This window comes from Microbacterium sp. 4NA327F11 (assembly GCF_005503465.1).
Classification (GTDB): domain Bacteria; phylum Actinomycetota; class Actinomycetes; order Actinomycetales; family Microbacteriaceae; genus Microbacterium; species Microbacterium ginsengisoli.
Map to the genome: position 1 here is coordinate 79454 of NZ_SCOB01000001.1, position 15505 is coordinate 94958.

13 protein-coding genes are annotated in these 15505 nt (G+C 71.1%); 7 read left to right on the forward strand and 6 right to left on the reverse strand.

Annotation, left to right across the window (positions count from 1 at the left end):
• Position 1 precedes the first annotated feature (1 nt).
• Positions 2 to 613 (reverse strand): biotin transporter BioY, encoded by a 612-nt coding sequence (locus FFS51_RS00425; protein WP_045247514.1) that lies wholly within the window; start codon positions 611 to 613, stop codon positions 2 to 4.
• Between the two features lie 65 nt (positions 614 to 678).
• Between FFS51_RS00425 and FFS51_RS00430 the strand changes: the two genes are divergently transcribed.
• The gene (locus FFS51_RS00430) at positions 679 to 1338 is read left to right on the forward strand and encodes a TetR family transcriptional regulator (RefSeq protein ID WP_283205726.1); all 660 of its coding nucleotides are present in this window, start codon (positions 679 to 681) and stop codon (positions 1336 to 1338) included.
• A 1-nt stretch (position 1339) separates the two neighbouring features.
• On the opposite strand, the gene FFS51_RS00435 is transcribed toward FFS51_RS00430, so the two are convergent.
• Positions 1340 to 3040: an AMP-binding protein gene (locus tag FFS51_RS00435; RefSeq protein ID WP_137877161.1), complete on the reverse strand. Its 1701-nt coding sequence runs from the start codon at positions 3038 to 3040 to the stop codon at positions 1340 to 1342.
• Between the two features lie 163 nt (positions 3041 to 3203).
• Here FFS51_RS00435 and FFS51_RS00440 point away from each other — a divergent pair, with 163 nt between their 5' ends.
• Positions 3204 to 4319 carry a polysaccharide deacetylase family protein gene (locus tag FFS51_RS00440; RefSeq protein ID WP_171006062.1) on the forward strand — a complete coding sequence of 372 codons (1116 nt, stop codon included), beginning with the start codon at positions 3204 to 3206 and terminating at the stop codon, positions 4317 to 4319.
• A gap of 14 nt (positions 4320 to 4333) precedes the next feature.
• Here FFS51_RS00440 and FFS51_RS00445 read toward each other — a convergent pair whose 3' ends face one another.
• Positions 4334 to 5491, reverse strand: coding sequence for a glycosyltransferase (locus FFS51_RS00445; protein ID WP_137877163.1), 1158 nt, complete (start codon positions 5489 to 5491; stop codon positions 4334 to 4336).
• Positions 5492 to 5654: 163 nt separating this feature from the next.
• Between FFS51_RS00445 and FFS51_RS00450 the strand changes: the two genes are divergently transcribed.
• The 3 genes from FFS51_RS00450 (at position 5655) to FFS51_RS00460 (ending at position 9368) form a co-directional block, all read left to right on the forward strand.
• A complete protein-coding gene (locus FFS51_RS00450; protein ID WP_056209632.1) occupies positions 5655 to 5915 on the forward strand; it encodes a glutaredoxin domain-containing protein in 261 nt (86 codons plus the stop codon).
• A 109-nt stretch (positions 5916 to 6024) separates the two neighbouring features.
• The gene (locus tag FFS51_RS00455) at positions 6025 to 7758 is read left to right on the forward strand and encodes an aldehyde dehydrogenase family protein (protein WP_137877164.1); all 1734 of its coding nucleotides are present in this window, start codon (positions 6025 to 6027) and stop codon (positions 7756 to 7758) included.
• The gene (locus tag FFS51_RS00460; protein WP_137877165.1) at positions 7755 to 9368 is read left to right on the forward strand and encodes a GMC family oxidoreductase; all 1614 of its coding nucleotides are present in this window, start codon (positions 7755 to 7757) and stop codon (positions 9366 to 9368) included. The genes FFS51_RS00455 and FFS51_RS00460 overlap by 4 nt, the downstream gene beginning before the upstream one ends.
• A gap of 2 nt (positions 9369 to 9370) precedes the next feature.
• Here FFS51_RS00460 and pip read toward each other — a convergent pair whose 3' ends face one another.
• Positions 9371 to 10348, reverse strand: a complete 978-nt coding sequence (gene pip / locus FFS51_RS00465) for a prolyl aminopeptidase (RefSeq protein WP_045247574.1) — start codon at positions 10346 to 10348, stop codon at positions 9371 to 9373.
• Positions 10349 to 10438: 90 nt separating this feature from the next.
• Here pip and FFS51_RS00470 point away from each other — a divergent pair, with 90 nt between their 5' ends.
• Positions 10439 to 12166 (forward strand): cation:proton antiporter, encoded by a 1728-nt coding sequence (locus FFS51_RS00470; RefSeq protein ID WP_137877166.1) that lies wholly within the window; start codon positions 10439 to 10441, stop codon positions 12164 to 12166.
• 45 nt (positions 12167 to 12211) lie between these two features.
• A complete protein-coding gene (locus FFS51_RS00475; RefSeq protein WP_137877167.1) occupies positions 12212 to 12682 on the forward strand; it encodes a recombinase family protein in 471 nt (156 codons plus the stop codon).
• Between the two features lie 17 nt (positions 12683 to 12699).
• Here the strand turns inward: FFS51_RS00475 and FFS51_RS00480 are convergent, their stop codons facing one another.
• Together FFS51_RS00480 and FFS51_RS00485 are read right to left on the reverse strand one after the other, a co-directional pair.
• Positions 12700 to 13278, reverse strand: a complete 579-nt coding sequence (locus tag FFS51_RS00480) for a DNA-3-methyladenine glycosylase I (protein ID WP_137877168.1) — start codon at positions 13276 to 13278, stop codon at positions 12700 to 12702.
• Positions 13279 to 13312: 34 nt separating this feature from the next.
• The gene (locus tag FFS51_RS00485; RefSeq protein WP_137877169.1) at positions 13313 to 15391 is read right to left on the reverse strand and encodes an acyl-CoA dehydrogenase family protein; all 2079 of its coding nucleotides are present in this window, start codon (positions 15389 to 15391) and stop codon (positions 13313 to 13315) included.
• Between the last annotated feature and the right edge of the window lie 114 nt (positions 15392 to 15505).

Below are 15505 nucleotides of genomic sequence, written 5' to 3' on the forward strand. Positions count from 1 at the left end.
ATCATGCCTGGCCGTCGGCGATCACGGGCACCGCCGTGGTCGCAGGCGCCGGGCGCGGCGCGAGCCGGAAGGCGCGCGGGTACGCACGCCAGAGGGTGAGCACCACGACCGTCGCGATGGCGACCTTGATGAGGTCACCGGGGATGAACGCGATCGATGAGATGGCCGCGGCATCCAGCGGAATGCGCACGATCAGGGCGACGAACGGGACGCCCACCGCGTAGATCGCGACGATGCCGCCGAGCAGCAGTCCCGCGATCGTGGTGGTCCAGTGGATGCGGCCACCGATGCGCACGACGAGTCCGATGACGATCGCCCCGAGGATCCAGCCGAGCATGTAGCCGACGGTCGGGCCCACGAAGACGGCGAAGCCGCCGCGGCCACCGGCGAGGAGCGGGAGGCCCACGGCGACGAGCGCGAGCAGCACGGTCACCGAGAGCGCGCCGAGCCACGGCCCGAGGATCGCGCCCGCGAGCATGACGCCGAGCGTCTGCGGGGTGATCGGCACGGGACCGATGTTGATGCTGCCCGGCAGGCCGAGCACGGCGATGAGGGCGGCGAAGACGGCGACGCGGGCGAGGTCTGTCGCGTCGATGCGACGGGTGGCGGCCATGAGGATCCTTCGGGACGGGTTACCTGAACACTGTTCACCTGAACGGCGTTCAGTATAGTGACATCGTGCCCGCCGACTCCGCCCCGAGACGTCACACCCGTGACGGCGTCGCCCTGGCCGCCCTCGCGATCCTCGACGAGTGGGGCCTCGCCGACCTCACCATGCGCCGGCTCGCCACCTCCCTCGACGTGCAGCCGAGCGCCCTCTACTGGCACTTCCCCAACAAGCAGAGCCTGCTCGCCGACCTCGCCGACCGCATCGTCGCGCGCGTGCGACCGGTCGCGGTGACGGATGCCGCGTGGCCCGAGCCCGTGCGCGCCGAAGCCGCCGCGCTCCGCGACGCCCTGCTCGCCTACCGCGACGGCGCGGAGCTCGTCGCCTCGACCCTCGCGCTCGGGCTCGGGGGCGAGGCATCCGTCACCCGGCTCGCCGACGCGATCGCCGGCGGCGGGTTCGACGCCGCGACCTCCCGGCGCGCCGCGGTCGCCCTGCTGCACTTCGTGCTCGGGCAGGTCGGATACGAGCAGCAGCGCCTGCAGTTCGACAGTCTCGGGGTCGTGCCCGCCGGCAGCGCCCTCGACGACACCCCGCCGCACGAGGCGTTCGCATTCGGGGTCGACCTGTTCGTCACGGGCCTCGGCGCGCCCCACCTCGGCACGCGCAACGCCCCGCCCGCGCCGACCGGGCGCGGAACGGATGCCGCGGGCCGCCGGCCGCGCGCCTGACTCAGTCCTTCAGACCCGGGAAGTCCTGCTCGCGGAACTCCGTCGTGATGCGCGTTCCCTCGTGCTCCTGCTCGCGCTCGCGCAGCTCGACGCGGCGGATCTTGCCGGAGATCGTCTTCGGCAGCTCGAAGAACTCCACCCGGCGCACGCGCATGAACGGCGGCATGTGCGTGCGCGCGTGCGCGAGGATGCTCCGCGCCGTCTCGGCGTCGGGCTCGGCGCCCTTCGCGAGGGCCACGTAGGCCTTCACGACGTTGAGACGAAGCGCGTCGGGCGCGCCGACGACACCAGCCTCGGCGACCGCCGGGTGCTCGAGCAGGATGCTCTCCACCTCGAACGGCGACACCTTGAAGTCGCTCGCCTTGAACACGTCGTCGGTGCGGCCGACGAAGGTCAGGAACCCGTCGGCGTCCCGGGTCGCGACATCGCTCGTGTGGTAGTAGCCGTCGTGCTCGACCTTCGCCGTGCGGTCGGGCTCGCCGACGTAGCCGGTCATGAGGTTCAGCGGCCGGTGGGGCTCGAGCGGCAGGCAGATCTCGCCCTCGTCGGCGACCTCACCCGTGATCGGGTCGACCAGCACGATGTCGACGCCCGGCAGCGGATGCCCCATCGAGCCGGGCTTGAGCGGCACGCCCGGCGTGTTGCCGATCACCGCGGTCAGCTCGGTCTGGCCGTAGCCGTCGCGGATCTGGATACCCCACCACCGCTCGATCGTCTGGATGACCTCGGGGTTGAGCGGCTCACCCGCCGACAGCAGCTCGCGCAGACCCGCGGGACGCTTCTCGAGGTCAGCCTGGATGAGCATGCGCCACACCGTCGGCGGGGCGCAGAACGTGTTCACCCCGTGCCGGTCGAGCTGGTCGACGAGGGCCGCCGCATCGAACCGCTTGTAGTTGAAGACGAAGATGGATGCCTCGGCGATCCACGGCGCGAAGAACAGGCTCCACGCGTGCTTTCCCCAACCGGGGGCGCTGATGGTCATGTGCACGTCGCCCGGGCGCACGCCGATCCAGTACGTCGTGCTGAGGTGGCCGACCGGGTACGACACGTGGGTGTGCTCGACGATCTTCGGCCGCGAGGTCGTGCCGCTCGTGAAATAGACGATGGCAGGGTCGGTCGAGTCGGTGACGACACCCGGCGGGGTGGGGGCGGCATCCGTCGACGCGGCGAAGTCCAGCCACCCGTCACGGTGCTCGCCCACGTTCACCCGCACGAGATCGAGGTCGAACTCGTCGAACTTCGCCGCGTCGACGTGGTCGGCGATGACGACCCGCACGTTCGCGCGCTCGAGGCGCTCAGCAAGATCGGCGGAGCCGAGCACGACCGACGTCGGCAGGATCACGGCGCCGAGCTTCAGGATCGCGAGCATCGCCTCCCACAGCTCCACCCGGTTGTCGAGCATGAGCATGACGGCGTCGCCGCGGCGCACGCCCGCGGCCGTCAGCCAGTTCGCCACCTGGTTCGATCGCACGCGCAACTGCTCGAACGTGCGGGTCGCCTCGGTGCCGTCCTCCTCGACCACGCGCAGGGCGACGCGGTCGTTGCCCTCGGCGATGCCGTCGAACCAGTCGACCGCGAAGTTGAAGTGCTCGCCGACGTCGGGCCAGCGGAACTCGGCGTGAGCGGCGACCGGGTCGGATCCGCGGGCGAGCAGAAAGTCACGGGCGTCGCGGAATGCGGCACCGGCGGGCGAGAGGGTCATGGTTCCCCTTCGGGCTGGAACTCGGATGCCGCGCCGACGCGGCCCTCCCGCGGCGCCGCGGGCGCGGCTCAGTCTAGGCCGCGGCCCTATGCCCACCCGGGAACCCGGCACGCCCGCGGATAGACTGCGGGCGACGTCTGGGGATGACGTCGCTGGGGGAATCATGGCGTCACTGCCGCTGCGCGTTCGCGCGCACAGACATCGATACGCCGTCGCCGCGCTCGCGGCCGTCACGGCCCTGCTGCTGTCCGGGTGCGTCGCTGAGGGTGACGCGCCCGCGGGCCCGACCGGGAGCGCGGAGGTCCCGACCCCCACGGTCGTGCCGACGCCGCTCACCGCCGCCGAACGGCTGCTCGCCGCACACCCCGACCCGGCGACCTGCGCGCTCACCTTCGCCGGCGACAGTGTCACCGCCGAGCCCGCCCTCGCGACTAGCGGCGCGCTCTACCCGACCCTCCCCGTTCCGGTCGCCGCGGGCCGCGTGTTCGCCGGCTGGTACGCGACGGCGGCCGCGGCATCCGCTCTCGACCGTACCCAGCGCATCAACGGCGCCCAGCTCGCCACGTGCGACAACCGGCAGCGCACGCTGCACGCCGGATGGCTCTCGGACGCCGCGGCCACCGCGTCGCGCACCACGGTGTCGATCCTCATGTACCACCAGTTCACGACGAAGCCCGGCGGCGAGCACAACCCGCTGCGCGGCAACTACACGTACATCGGCGACTTCGAGAAGCAGCTCGCCTATCTCGCCGACGGCGGCTTCTACCTGCCGACCTGGGACGAACTGAGCGCCTTCATCGACGGCACGCTGTGGCTGCCCGAGCGGTCGGTGATCATCACCGACGACGACGCGGACAAGACCTGGTACGAGCTCGCCGTGCCGGTGGTCACGAAGTACCGACTGCTGACGACGTCGTTCGCGATCACACGGTGGACCTCACCGCCCTCGCCGTCGCCCTGGGTGATCCTCCGCTCGCACACGCACGACATGCACGAGGCCGGCGCGAACGGGAAGGGCAAGATGGTGAACCTCACCGAGGCGCAGATCGCGGCGGACATGACCGCGTCGGCGCGGATCGTCGGTGTGGCGGAGGTGATGGCCTACCCGTTCGGGCACTACAACGCGACAGCCGAAGCGGGTCTGAGAGACGCCGGGTTCATCCTGGCCCGCACGACGAAGGCCGGGCGCGTGCGGGTCGGCACGCCGAAACTCGAGCTGCCGTGCGTGCGCATCGACTACGGCATGTCGATGGCGGCGTTCGCGCGGGCGGTCGGCTGACACCGACCGGAGGATCAGACCTCGCTGGTCGCGACGGGCTTGGTGTCGAGCTCGTCGATGACGCCGGTGCGCGGCGCGACGGCCGTCGCGGGCGCGGCGGCGACGCGGCGCGGCGCGTAGACCACGAACTTGTGGAACGCGAAGCGCACGAAGAACGCGACGACGAGGGTGATCGCGGTGGCCATGACACTCGAGATGTGCAGCGCCTCGACCATGATCGGCAGGATCGCGATGCGCACCGCGGCCTCGGCGTTGTTGAAGCCGAACGACTTCACGAAGCGCGACCAGATGGCCGACGCCTGCTCCTTCATGTCGTGGAAGACGAACCGCTCCTGCAGCACGAAGTTGCCGATGATCGTCACCTCGGCCGAGATGATCGCGGCGACCATGTAGTTCACGCCGGTGTGCACCAGCATCCACATGATGACGACGTTCGCGACCGCGCCGAGCGCACCGATCACGGCGAACAGCGACATGCGGCCGAACCGCAGCGCGAACAGCTGGGTGAGGAAGCTCAGTCCCTGCGCGAGGGACGCCTTCGACTCGCCGGCGTGACGCGACTGGAACGAGAAGGGGATCTCCGCGACCCGCAGCGACTCGCGCGCCAGGATCTCCAGCAGGATCTTGAAGCCGCGCGGCTTCAGGTCGTTGACGTCGAACGCAGTGCGGTCGACGAGGAAGAAGCCGGTCATCGGGTCGGTGACGTTCTTGAGCTTCTTCGGGAACAGCGCCTTGGTGAGGTTCGTCGAGGCCTGCGACACGAACACGCGGAGGGCGTTCGACAGGCCGCCGTTCTCGCCGTTCTCCGTGTAGCGCGAGGCCGCCACGACATCGACGTCGCCGCGGGCGTGGCGGGCGACCAGGTTCACGATGTCCTCGGGAGGATGCTGCAGGTCACCGTCCATCACGATGCAGACGTCGGCGTGCGCGGCCTGAAGGCCCGCCACGACCGCGCCGGAGAGTCCGCCCACCGAGTCCTCGCGGTGCAGCATGCGCACCGGGATCGGGGCGGTCTCGGCGACCTGCTCGATGACGCGCGGGGTGTCGTCGGTGGAGTCATCGACGAAGAGGATCTCGAGGTCGAGAGAAGGGGTCGCGGCAGCGACCCGGCGAACGAGCTCGGCGACGTTGGGAGCCTCGTTGTAGGTCGGGACGACGACAGTCACCTGCATGGCATTCGCCTCCGTGTAGCGAGGAAGTGACGTCGACCAGCGACGCCGACCACCATGCTGGCATGCCGCACCCTATGATTTGCCCGGAATGTGGAGAACCATGGGGGTCGGATAGCCAAATCGTAATCAAGCCGAGACCTATAATCCGCCCTACGCTGGAGTCATGACCATCGACTCCACCACCATCACGATGTACGGCGCGGAGTGGTGCCGCGACTGCCGGCGCACGAAGTCCCAGCTCGATGAGCTCGGCGTCGCGTACGACTACGTCGACCTCGAGGCCGAGCCCGCCGCGGCCGACATCGCGCGCGAGATCTCGGGCCGCACGAACATCCCCGTCGTCGTCTACCCCGACGCGACCTTCCACGTCGAGCCGAGCAACGCCGACGTCGAGGCGAAGCTCACCGAACTCGCCCTCATCTGAGTGATCGGATGCCGCGGCACCGAGTCGCGGCATCCCTGACACTCGATGCCATGGTGCTCCGGGCGCGACATCCCTATGCTGAGGGCGTCCGCACGCGAAGGAGAGTGCCATGACATCGACCCCCGCGTCACCCCCCAGCGCGATCGATGAGACCGTCCGGACCGAGATCGATCATGCGATCGCGGCCCTGCACGCGGGATCCCGCGTCTGGACCCAGTTCTCGCTCGCGCAGCGCGCGACCCTGCTGAGGCGCGTGCGCGCCGCGGTCGGCGCCGTCGCCCAGGAGTGGGCCGAGACCGCCGCGCGCTCGAAGGGCCTGCACGTCGGGCATCCGCTGGTCGGCGAGGAGTGGCTCTCGGGCCCCTACGCCGTGCTGACCGGGCTCGACGGCTACATCGAGAGCCTCGAGGCACTCGCCGCCGGCCGCAGCCCCATCGAGAAACTGTTCGTCGACGACGGCCCGGGCGGGCGCACCCGCGTGCACACGTTCCCCTCGCACGCCGTCGACCACGTGCTGCTCTCCGGCTTCACCGGCGAGGTCTGGCTCGAGCCGGGTGTCACCCCGCAGGACGCCGCCGCCACCGCGGGCCTCGCGCAGCGGCACCCGACCGAGCCCGGCGGCGTGGGACTCGTGCTCGGCGCCGGCAACATCACCTCGATCCCGGTGCTCGACGTGCTCTACGAGCTGCTCGCGTTCTCACGGGTGTCGATCCTCAAGGTGAACCCCACGCAGGACGCCCTCGTGCCGATCTTCGAGCGTGCGCTCGCGGCGCTCATCGAGCCGGGATTCCTGCGCATCGTGCGGGGCGCGGGTGACGTCGGCGCCTACCTCACCGCCCACGAGGGCGTCGACCACGTGCACATCACCGGGTCCGCGGTGACCTTCGACGCGATCGTGTGGGGGCAGGGCGAGGATGCCGCGTCCCGCCGCCGCGCCGACGACCCGCGCCTGGCCCACCCCATCACCGCCGAGCTCGGCGGGGTCTCCCCGATCATCGTCGTTCCCGGCGAATGGTCGGACGCCGACCTGCGCTACCAGGCGGAGCACGTCGTCACGATGCGCCTCCACAACAGCGGCCACAACTGCATCGCGGGGCAGGTGGTGCTGCTCGCGGCATCCTGGCCCCAGAAGGACGCCTTCCTGCAGGCGCTGCGCGAGGCCTACGGCCGAGCGCCCGCGCGGCCGGTCTGGTACCCGAACTCGGCGGCGAAGCTGTCGGCCGCCGAGAGCGACTACCCCGACGCGCAGCACTGCGGCGACGAGCGCCTGCTGATCGAGGCCGGCGATGCGGATGCCGCCACCGCCCTCGAGACGACGGAGTACTTCTCCCCCGTGCTCGGCGTCGTCGAGCTGCCCGGCGAGGGGCGGGAGTTCCTGCGGGCGGCGGTCGCCCACGCGAACGACCGGCTCGCGGGCACGCTCGGCGCGAACGTGCTCGTCGACCCGGTCACCGAGTCGACGCTCGGTGCGGCCTTCGACGAGGAGATCGCGGCGCTGCGCTACGGCGGCATCGCGATCAACGCGTGGACGGGCGTGCTCTTCGCCACGCCGGCCCTCTCGTGGGGCGCGTTCCCCGGCCACACCGTCGCCGACGTCGGCAGCGGTCTCGGTGTCGTGCACAACACCTTCCTGCTCGACCGCGTCGAGCGCTCGGTGCTGCGGGGGCCGTTCCGTCCCGCGCCGCGATCGCTCGGGCGCAGCCGGTTCACGATCCTGCCGAAGCCGCCCTGGTTCGTGACCTCGCGCACGGGCACGGCCGTGAGCGAGGGCCTCACCCGCTACCGCGCCACCGGCAGCCCGATCACCCTCGTGACGACCCTGACGAAGGCGCTCGGATCATGAGCGCGCGCCTGCCGGAGGCCGCCGACTACATCGTCGTCGGGGCAGGGTCGGCGGGCGCGGCCGTCGCCGCCCGCCTCAGCGAGGATCCGTCGGTCTCGGTGCTGCTGCTCGAGGCGGGCCCGGTGGATCGGCACCTCTACATCCACGTGCCCGCCGCATTCTCGAAGCTGTTCCGCGGACGGTACGACTGGAACTACGACACCGTGCCGCAGCCCGAGCTCGAGGGGCGCACCGTGTTCTGGCCGCGCGGCAAGACGCTCGGCGGCTCGTCGTCACTGAACGCGATGATGTGGATCCGCGGGTTCGCCGCCGACTACGACGAATGGGCCGAGAGCGCCGGCGACCGCTGGTCGTGGGAGCACCTCGCCCCCTACTTCCGCCGCGTCGAGCGCACCGACCTGGCCCACGACCCGTCGCTCGGCACCATCGGACCGCAGTGGGTCGAGCGTCAGAGCAGCCCGCAGCCCCACACCGCCGCGTTCCTCGACGCCGCACGGGAGCTCGGCTACCCGGTGACCCTCGCGAACGACCCGCACGACCAGGGCTTCTCCGAGACGATGCTCACCACGCACCGCGGGCGACGCGCCTCCACGGCCGACACCTACCTGCGCCCCGCCGCCCGGCGCCGCAACCTGCGGGTGGTCACCGGCGCGCACGCGCGGCGCGTGATCGTGCGGGACGGACGTGCGGTCGGTGTCGAGCTGTCGGTGCGGGGCGGCATCCGTCGTGTCATCGGCCGCCGCGAGGTCGTGCTGTCGGGCGGATCGGTCAACACCCCGCAGCTGCTCATGCTCTCGGGCATCGGGCCCGCCGACCACCTGCGCGACCACGGTATCGACACCGTCGTCGACGCACCCGAGGTCGGCGCCAACCTGCAGGACCACCTCGTCGCCGGCCTCGCGCCAGAGGCGACCGGACGCACCCTGTTCCACGGCGAGGAGCTCGCCCCGACTCTGCAGTGGCTCACCCGCCACCGCGGCATGCTGACCTCCAACGTCGCCGAGGGCTACGGCTTCGTGCGCACCGGCGTCGCCGACCGCACGCAGGCGCCCGCGGGCCTCCCCGACATCGAGATCATCTTCGCCGCCGCGCCCTACGTCGGGGAGGGCCTCGTTCCACTCCCGGGCGACGGCATCACGGTCGGCGCGATCCTGCTGCGACCCCGCAGTCGCGGCACGGTGACCCTCGCCTCCGCCGACCCGCTCGCCAAAGCCGTCATCGACCCGCGCTACCTCAGCGACCCCGACGGCCTCGACGCCGACACCCTCTCGGCGGGCCTGCGCGTCTGCGATGCGCTCGTCGGCACCCAGGCGCTCGGCGCCGTGACCACCGGGCGCTGGATCCAGCCCGAGAACGGCGAGAACCTCACCGTCGAGCAGCGGGTGGCCAGCTCCCTGCGCGCGTACTCCCACACGCTGTACCACCCGGTGGGCACCGCGCGCATGGGCGCGGATGCGGCATCCGTCGTGGATCCCGAGCTGCGCGTGCGCGGCGTCGACGGCCTGCGGGTCGCGGATGCCTCGGTGATGCCCGTCATCATCCGCGGCCACACCAACGCCCCGGCGATCGTGATCGGCGAGGTCGCCGCCGACCTCATCGCCGGGCGCTGAGCTCAGTCCGCCGCGAAGGCGTCGGTCGCCTCGCGCAGCGCCCGGGCGATGCCCGGCTCGCTCGCGGCATGTCCCGCGTCGTCCACGACGATGAAGCGCGCCTCGGGCAGCGCCTGCGACAGGTCCCACGCGGTCATCAGCGGCGTGCAGACGTCGTAGCGGCCCTGCACGATGACGGTCGGGATGTCGCGCAGCCGCCCGGCGTCCTCGATGAGCTGCCCCTCGCGGAACCAGCCCTCGTGCACGAAGTAGTGGTTCTCGATGCGCGCGAACGCGACGGCGTGCTCCTGCCGGGACATCCCGGTCACCGTGTCGGCGTCGGGCCGGAGGGTGATCGTCGAGGCCTCCCACGTCGTCCACGCCAGCGCTGCCGGCACGTGCACCGCCGGATCGGGGTCGAACAGCCGCCGGTGGTACGCCTCGATCAGCCGGGACCGCTCGAGCACCGGGATCGGCGCGAGGAACCCTTGCCAGAGGTCGGGGAAGAGCGCGCTCGCCCCGCCCTCGTAGAACCACTCCAGCTCGTGGCGGCGGAGGGTGAAGATGCCGCGCAGCACGAGCTCGCTGACAGCCTCCGGATGCGCCTCGGCGTACGCCAGGGCGAGCGCGCTGCCCCACGAGCCGCCGAAGACCTGCCACCGGTCGATGCCGAGGTTGCGGCGCAGCAGCTCGATGTCGGCCACCAGGTGCCACGTCGTGTTGTAGGCGAGGTCGGCACCCGGCTCGCTCGCGTGCGGGGTGCTGCGGCCGCATCCGCGCTGGTCGAGCAGCACGATGCGGTAGCGCTCGGGGTCGAAGAAGCGGCGGTGCCAGGCGGACGTGCCGCCGCCGGGGCCGCCGTGAAGGAAGACGACCGGTTTGCCCTCGGGATTGCCGCTCTGCTCCCAGAAGACCCGGTTGCCGTCGCCCACGAGCAGCATGCCGGTCTCGTACGGCTCGATCGGCGGATAGAGCACGTCGTCGAGTTGGCTGACCGTCATCCCCTCACGGTACTCGCGGGTCTGCCGCAGGCCGAGGAGGCCGCCCGACACGCCTCCACGGTGGGCCGGGCGGAACGATAGGGTCCGGGTGTGGAAGGACTGTGGTTCGTCGTCGCAGGAGTCATCGTCGTCGCGGTCGTGACTGCGTTCGGCCGCCGTCACAACGTCGCCGGGCCCATCATCCTCGTCGCGATCGGACTGCTCTGCTCACTGCTGCCGTTCATCCCCGACCTGCCACGGGTCGACCCCGAATGGATCCTCGTCGGCGTGCTTCCGCCCCTGCTCTACTCCTCGGCGGTGGCCCTGCCGGCGATCGAGTTCCGCCGCGACATCCGCCCCATCGCGGGACTGTCGGTGCTGCTCGTCGTGCTCAGCTCCGTCGCCCTCGGGGTCGTGTTCACCTGGGTGATCCCGGGGCTCAGCCTGCCGCTGGGCATCGCGCTCGGCGCGATCCTCAGTCCTACCGACGCCGTCGCCACCTCGGTCGTCAAGCGGCTCGGCATCGCCCCCCGCGTGACCACGATCCTCGCGGGCGAGAGCCTGCTCAACGACGCCACCGCGCTCGTGATCCTGCGCACGGCGATCGCGGCGATCGCGGGGGGCTTCTCCCTCGGCGAGGCGATGATCTCCTTCGTGTGGGCGGTGCTCGGCGCCGTCATCGTGGGTGTCATCGTCGGTTGGGTGAACCTTCGGGTGCGGGCGCGCATCGGGAGCTCGGCTGCCAACACCGCCATCGGCTTCGTCGTCCCCTTCGTCGCCTACCTTCCCGCCGAGGCCGTCGGCGCCTCGGGTCTCGTCGCTGCGGTCGTGACCGGCATCATCACCAGCCAAGGCGCGGCGAAGTGGTTCACGCCCGAGCAGCGCATGTCGGACGAACTGAACTGGCGCACGATCGAGCTCGTGCTCGAGGGCGGCGTCTTCCTCGTGATGGGGCTCGAACTCAGCGACGTCGTCAACCGCAACTTCGAGGAGTACGAGGGCCTCTGGCACGGCGCCTGGCTGGCGCTCTCGGCGCTCGGCATCATGCTGGGGCTGCGCGCGGCCTATGTGGCGTTCCTGCTCTGGCGCATGCGCTCCCGCGCCCGTCGATACGCACGGCTCGACCTGTCGACCTACAGCGCGAAGTTGAAGGGCATCGCCGACGGCACCATTCCCGAGGAGCACCGCGGCCAGGCCGATCAGCTCCGCCGTGACGAGGAGCGCGTGCGGCGCCGCTTCGCCGGCCTGAGCGCCGATGCCGACTACTACGCATCGTCACCGCTCGGCTGGAAGCAGGGCACGATCATCACCTGGGCGGGCATGCGCGGCGTCGTCACGCTGGCCGCCGCCCAGACGCTTCCGACCACCGGCATCGACCACCGCTCGCTGCTGATCTTCGTGGCGTTCCTCGTGGCCGTCTTCAGCCTCTTCGGTCAGGGTTTCACCCTCGCGAGCGTCGTGCGCGCCCTCCGCATCCCGCCCGCGAGCGACGACGACGCGGCGAGCGACGAGCACCTGCGCCTCGACGCGGAACTGGGCGCCGCCGCCGCGACCGCTCTCGCCGACCCCACGCTCACCCGCGCCGACGGCACCGCCTTCAGCGAGGGCATGGCGGCGAACGTCGGCACCCGCATGACCGAACCGCGCGACGAGGTGCTCACCGGACGCATGCGCGAGATCCTCGAGCTGCGCATCGTCATCATCGAGGCGATGCGCGACCGACTCGTCGAGATCTCCACCCATGGCGGTTACTCGACCTCGACCCTCCGACGCGCCCTCGCCGAACTCGACGCCGACCAGATCAGCCTCGAACTGCGGCTCGACGACGGCGACGACTGAGCCGCGCACATCCGCGCCGACTAGAGTTCGAGCGGAGGTGAGGCCATGAGCGAGACGGATGCCCCGTCCCCCCGCCCGTCCGCGGGCGGCGACGCCCTGACGAGCCCGGTGCACCTTCCCCACGCCGCCGCCGACTGCCCGAAGTGCTTCACCGAGCTGCAGGCCGACCGGGACTGGTGGCGGGCCCGTCCCGCCGGGTCGCGACTCGTCGGACTCGTCGTCGCCCGCGACGACATGCCGTCGGTCGTGCAGCAGCGGGAGGACCTCACGCGCTTCGGCGTGCCGATCGACGGCTTCCGCCACCCCGCCCCCGAGACGCTGGAGTCGTGGGAGCAGCGACTCGTACGCCTGTTCGGCACCCTGTCGGCGGGCGACGTGGTCGTCGTCGCCAGCATCCACGCCCTCGGCCGCAGCATCGACGAGGAGACCCGCACGGTCGCCGAACTGCGCCGTCGCGGTGTGGTCATCAAGGTGCTCAGCCACGAGGGACGCCACCTGTTCGACGCCGGACGCTGAGTCACGGCATCCGCCCGTCACGCGGCGCGCCAGCAGCCCTCGACGTGATCATCGACCAGCCCCGCCGACTGCATCAGCGCGTACATCGTCGTCGGTCCCACGAACCGGAACCCGCGTCGGCGCAGCTCACGGCTGAGCGCCGTGGACTCCGCCGTCGACGCGGGCAGGTCGCCGTAGGACGCGGCCCGCGGCGCACCGCTCGGTGTCGGGGCGAACGACCAGATCAGCGTGTCGAGCTCGCCGTCGGCGAGCGCCGCCACGAGGGCGGCGTTGCCGATCGTCGCCTCGATCTTCGCGCGGTTGCGCACGATGCCGGCATCAGCCATGAGCCGCTCGATGTCGGCGTCGCCGAACGCCGCGACCGTCTCGGGCTCGAAGCCGGCGAACACCTCGCGGAACCGCGGGCGCTTGCGCAGGATCGTGATCCACGACAGCCCCGCCTGGAAGCCCTCGAGGCTCAGCTTCTCGAACAGGGCACGGTCGCCGTGCAGCGGCACGCCCCACTCCTCGTCGTGGTAGCGGCGGTATTCCGCATCGCTGCCCGCCCACGCGCAGCGCGCGAGGCCGTCGTCACCGAGATGGATGCCGCTGCTCACCCCGCCACGCTAGCGGCGGGATGAGACATCCGGGTCAGCGCTTCTTCTTCTTGCCGAGCGACTTCTCGGTGACCGGGGCGGCGCCGGACGCGGCGAGGTCGCGGTAGTACGCGCGTGCCTCGTCCTGGCGAGCCCGCTCGGCGCCCGACGCGATGGGCGCACGCACGTGCTCGGGCTCGAAGCCCCATGCGTCGACGAGGTCCTGCGCGTGGTGGCGCAACCGCGCGCACAGGCGGTCGATGTACTTGCTCACCGACGCGGCACGGTGGGTCGAGAGGCGCCCATGGATCAGGTACCAGGCGAGGTTCTTCTCGATGAGCTGCAGGCCGAACAGGTCGCGCAGCCAGGTGAGCACCTGACGCGAGTCCTCGTCATCGATGAGGGCGAGACCGTCGGTGAAGGCCTCCCACTGCAGCAGCTCCGCGTGTGCGCGGGCGGCCGCGATGAGGTCGGCCTGGTTGTCGCTGAACAGCTCGGCGGCGGCCGTCGCGTCGAGCTTCGCGGCGGGACGCAGGCGGGTGGCGACATCCGTCACCATCTGCTGCACGCGGCCCGCGAGCAGCTCGTGCTGACGCTCAGCGCGAAGGCCGTACTCGACCGACCGGGCGGTGGAGCCGGCGTCGACGAACGCCTGGCCGATCTGCCGCAGGCCCGCACCGTGAAATGCGCGCCCGGCCACCTGGCCCACCGCGTACCGGGCGAGCTTGGCGGCATCCGCGCCCTTGAACTGCGTCGCGAAGTCGGTGAGCAGGCGCTTGCCGACCAGCTGCAGCAGGATGTTGTTGTCGCCCTCGAAGGTGACGTAGACATCGAGGTCGGCGTGGAGTCCGACGAGCCGGTTCTCGGCGAGGAAGCCGGCGCCGCCACAGGCCTCTCGCGCCTCCTGGATCGTCTCGAGGGCGTTCCAGGTGGACAGCGGCTTCAGCGCCGCCGCGAGGGTCTCGAGGTCCTCCCGCTCCTGCGGGGTGTCGGTGCGGCCGCTGAAGACGCCGTCGAACTTCTTGAGGAACTCGTCGTGCGCGAACGCCTGCGCGTACACCGTCGCGATGCGGGGGATCAGGCGACGGCGGTGCTTGCCGTAGTCGAAGAGAGTCAGCTCGCCCTCGGGGGTGCCGCCGTCGAACTGGCGTCGCTGGTTCGCGTAGGTGACGGCGATCTTCAGCGCGAGCGCCGTGCCGGTGGTCGCGGCGCCGTCGAGCGAGATGCGGCCCTGCACCAGCGCGCCGAGCATCGTGAAGAAGCGGCGGCCGGGGCTCGGGATGTCGCTGGAGTACGTACCGTCGGCAGCGACGTCGCCGTACCGGTTCAGCAGGTTCTCGCGCGGCACCCGCACCTGGTCGAAGTGGAGGCGACCGTTGTCGATGCCGTTGAGACCGCCCTTGACGCCGTCGTCCTCTCCGCCGACGCCGGGGAGGAACGCGCCCGCCTCGTCGCGGATGGGCACGAAGAAGCAGTGCACCCCGTAGTTCACGCCGCCCGTGATGAGCTGCGCGAACACGGTCGCCGCCCGCCCGTGCACCGCGGCATTCCCGAGGTAGTCCTTCCACGCCCCACGGAACGGCGTGTGGATCACGAACTCCGCCGTCTCGACGTCATAGGTCGCGGTCGTGCCGATGGCCGCGACATCCGACCCGTGACCGGTCTCGGTCATCGCGAACGCACCCGGCAGCTTCAGCTCGCGTACGTCGTCGAGCCACAGGTCGTGGTGCTTCTTGGTGCCGAGCTGCTGGATGGCCGCCCCGAACAGGCCCCACTGCACGCCCGCCTTGATCTGCAGGCTGGGGTCGGCGAGCACGAGCTCCTCGAAGCCGGCGATGTTCGCACCGTTGTCGGCACGGCCGCCGTACTCGGTCGGGTAGGCGACCCCCGACACGCCGGCATCGACGAGCAGCTGCAGCTGACCGAACACGCGCTCACGGTGATCGTGGATGGTGAGCCCGTCGACCTTCCAGAAGGCGGGGTCCTTGATCATCTGACGCGCCTGCCGGCGCACGTCGGCCCAGGTGCCGAGCAGGGCGGCGCCGACAGCGGCCTGATCGATGCGGGGCTCGGCGGCGTGCGATGCGCGCTCGGGCTCAGGGGTGGAGACGGGACGGACGGCAGTGTCGACCATGACGTACCTCTCGACGAGGGGATCGGGGATTCGATCCGACGGTAGAAGCCGCACAACTCATGCCCAAGTCGATGGTGGGATTCCTACAGTCGCGCCGGGCACCGTCGGCGCGCC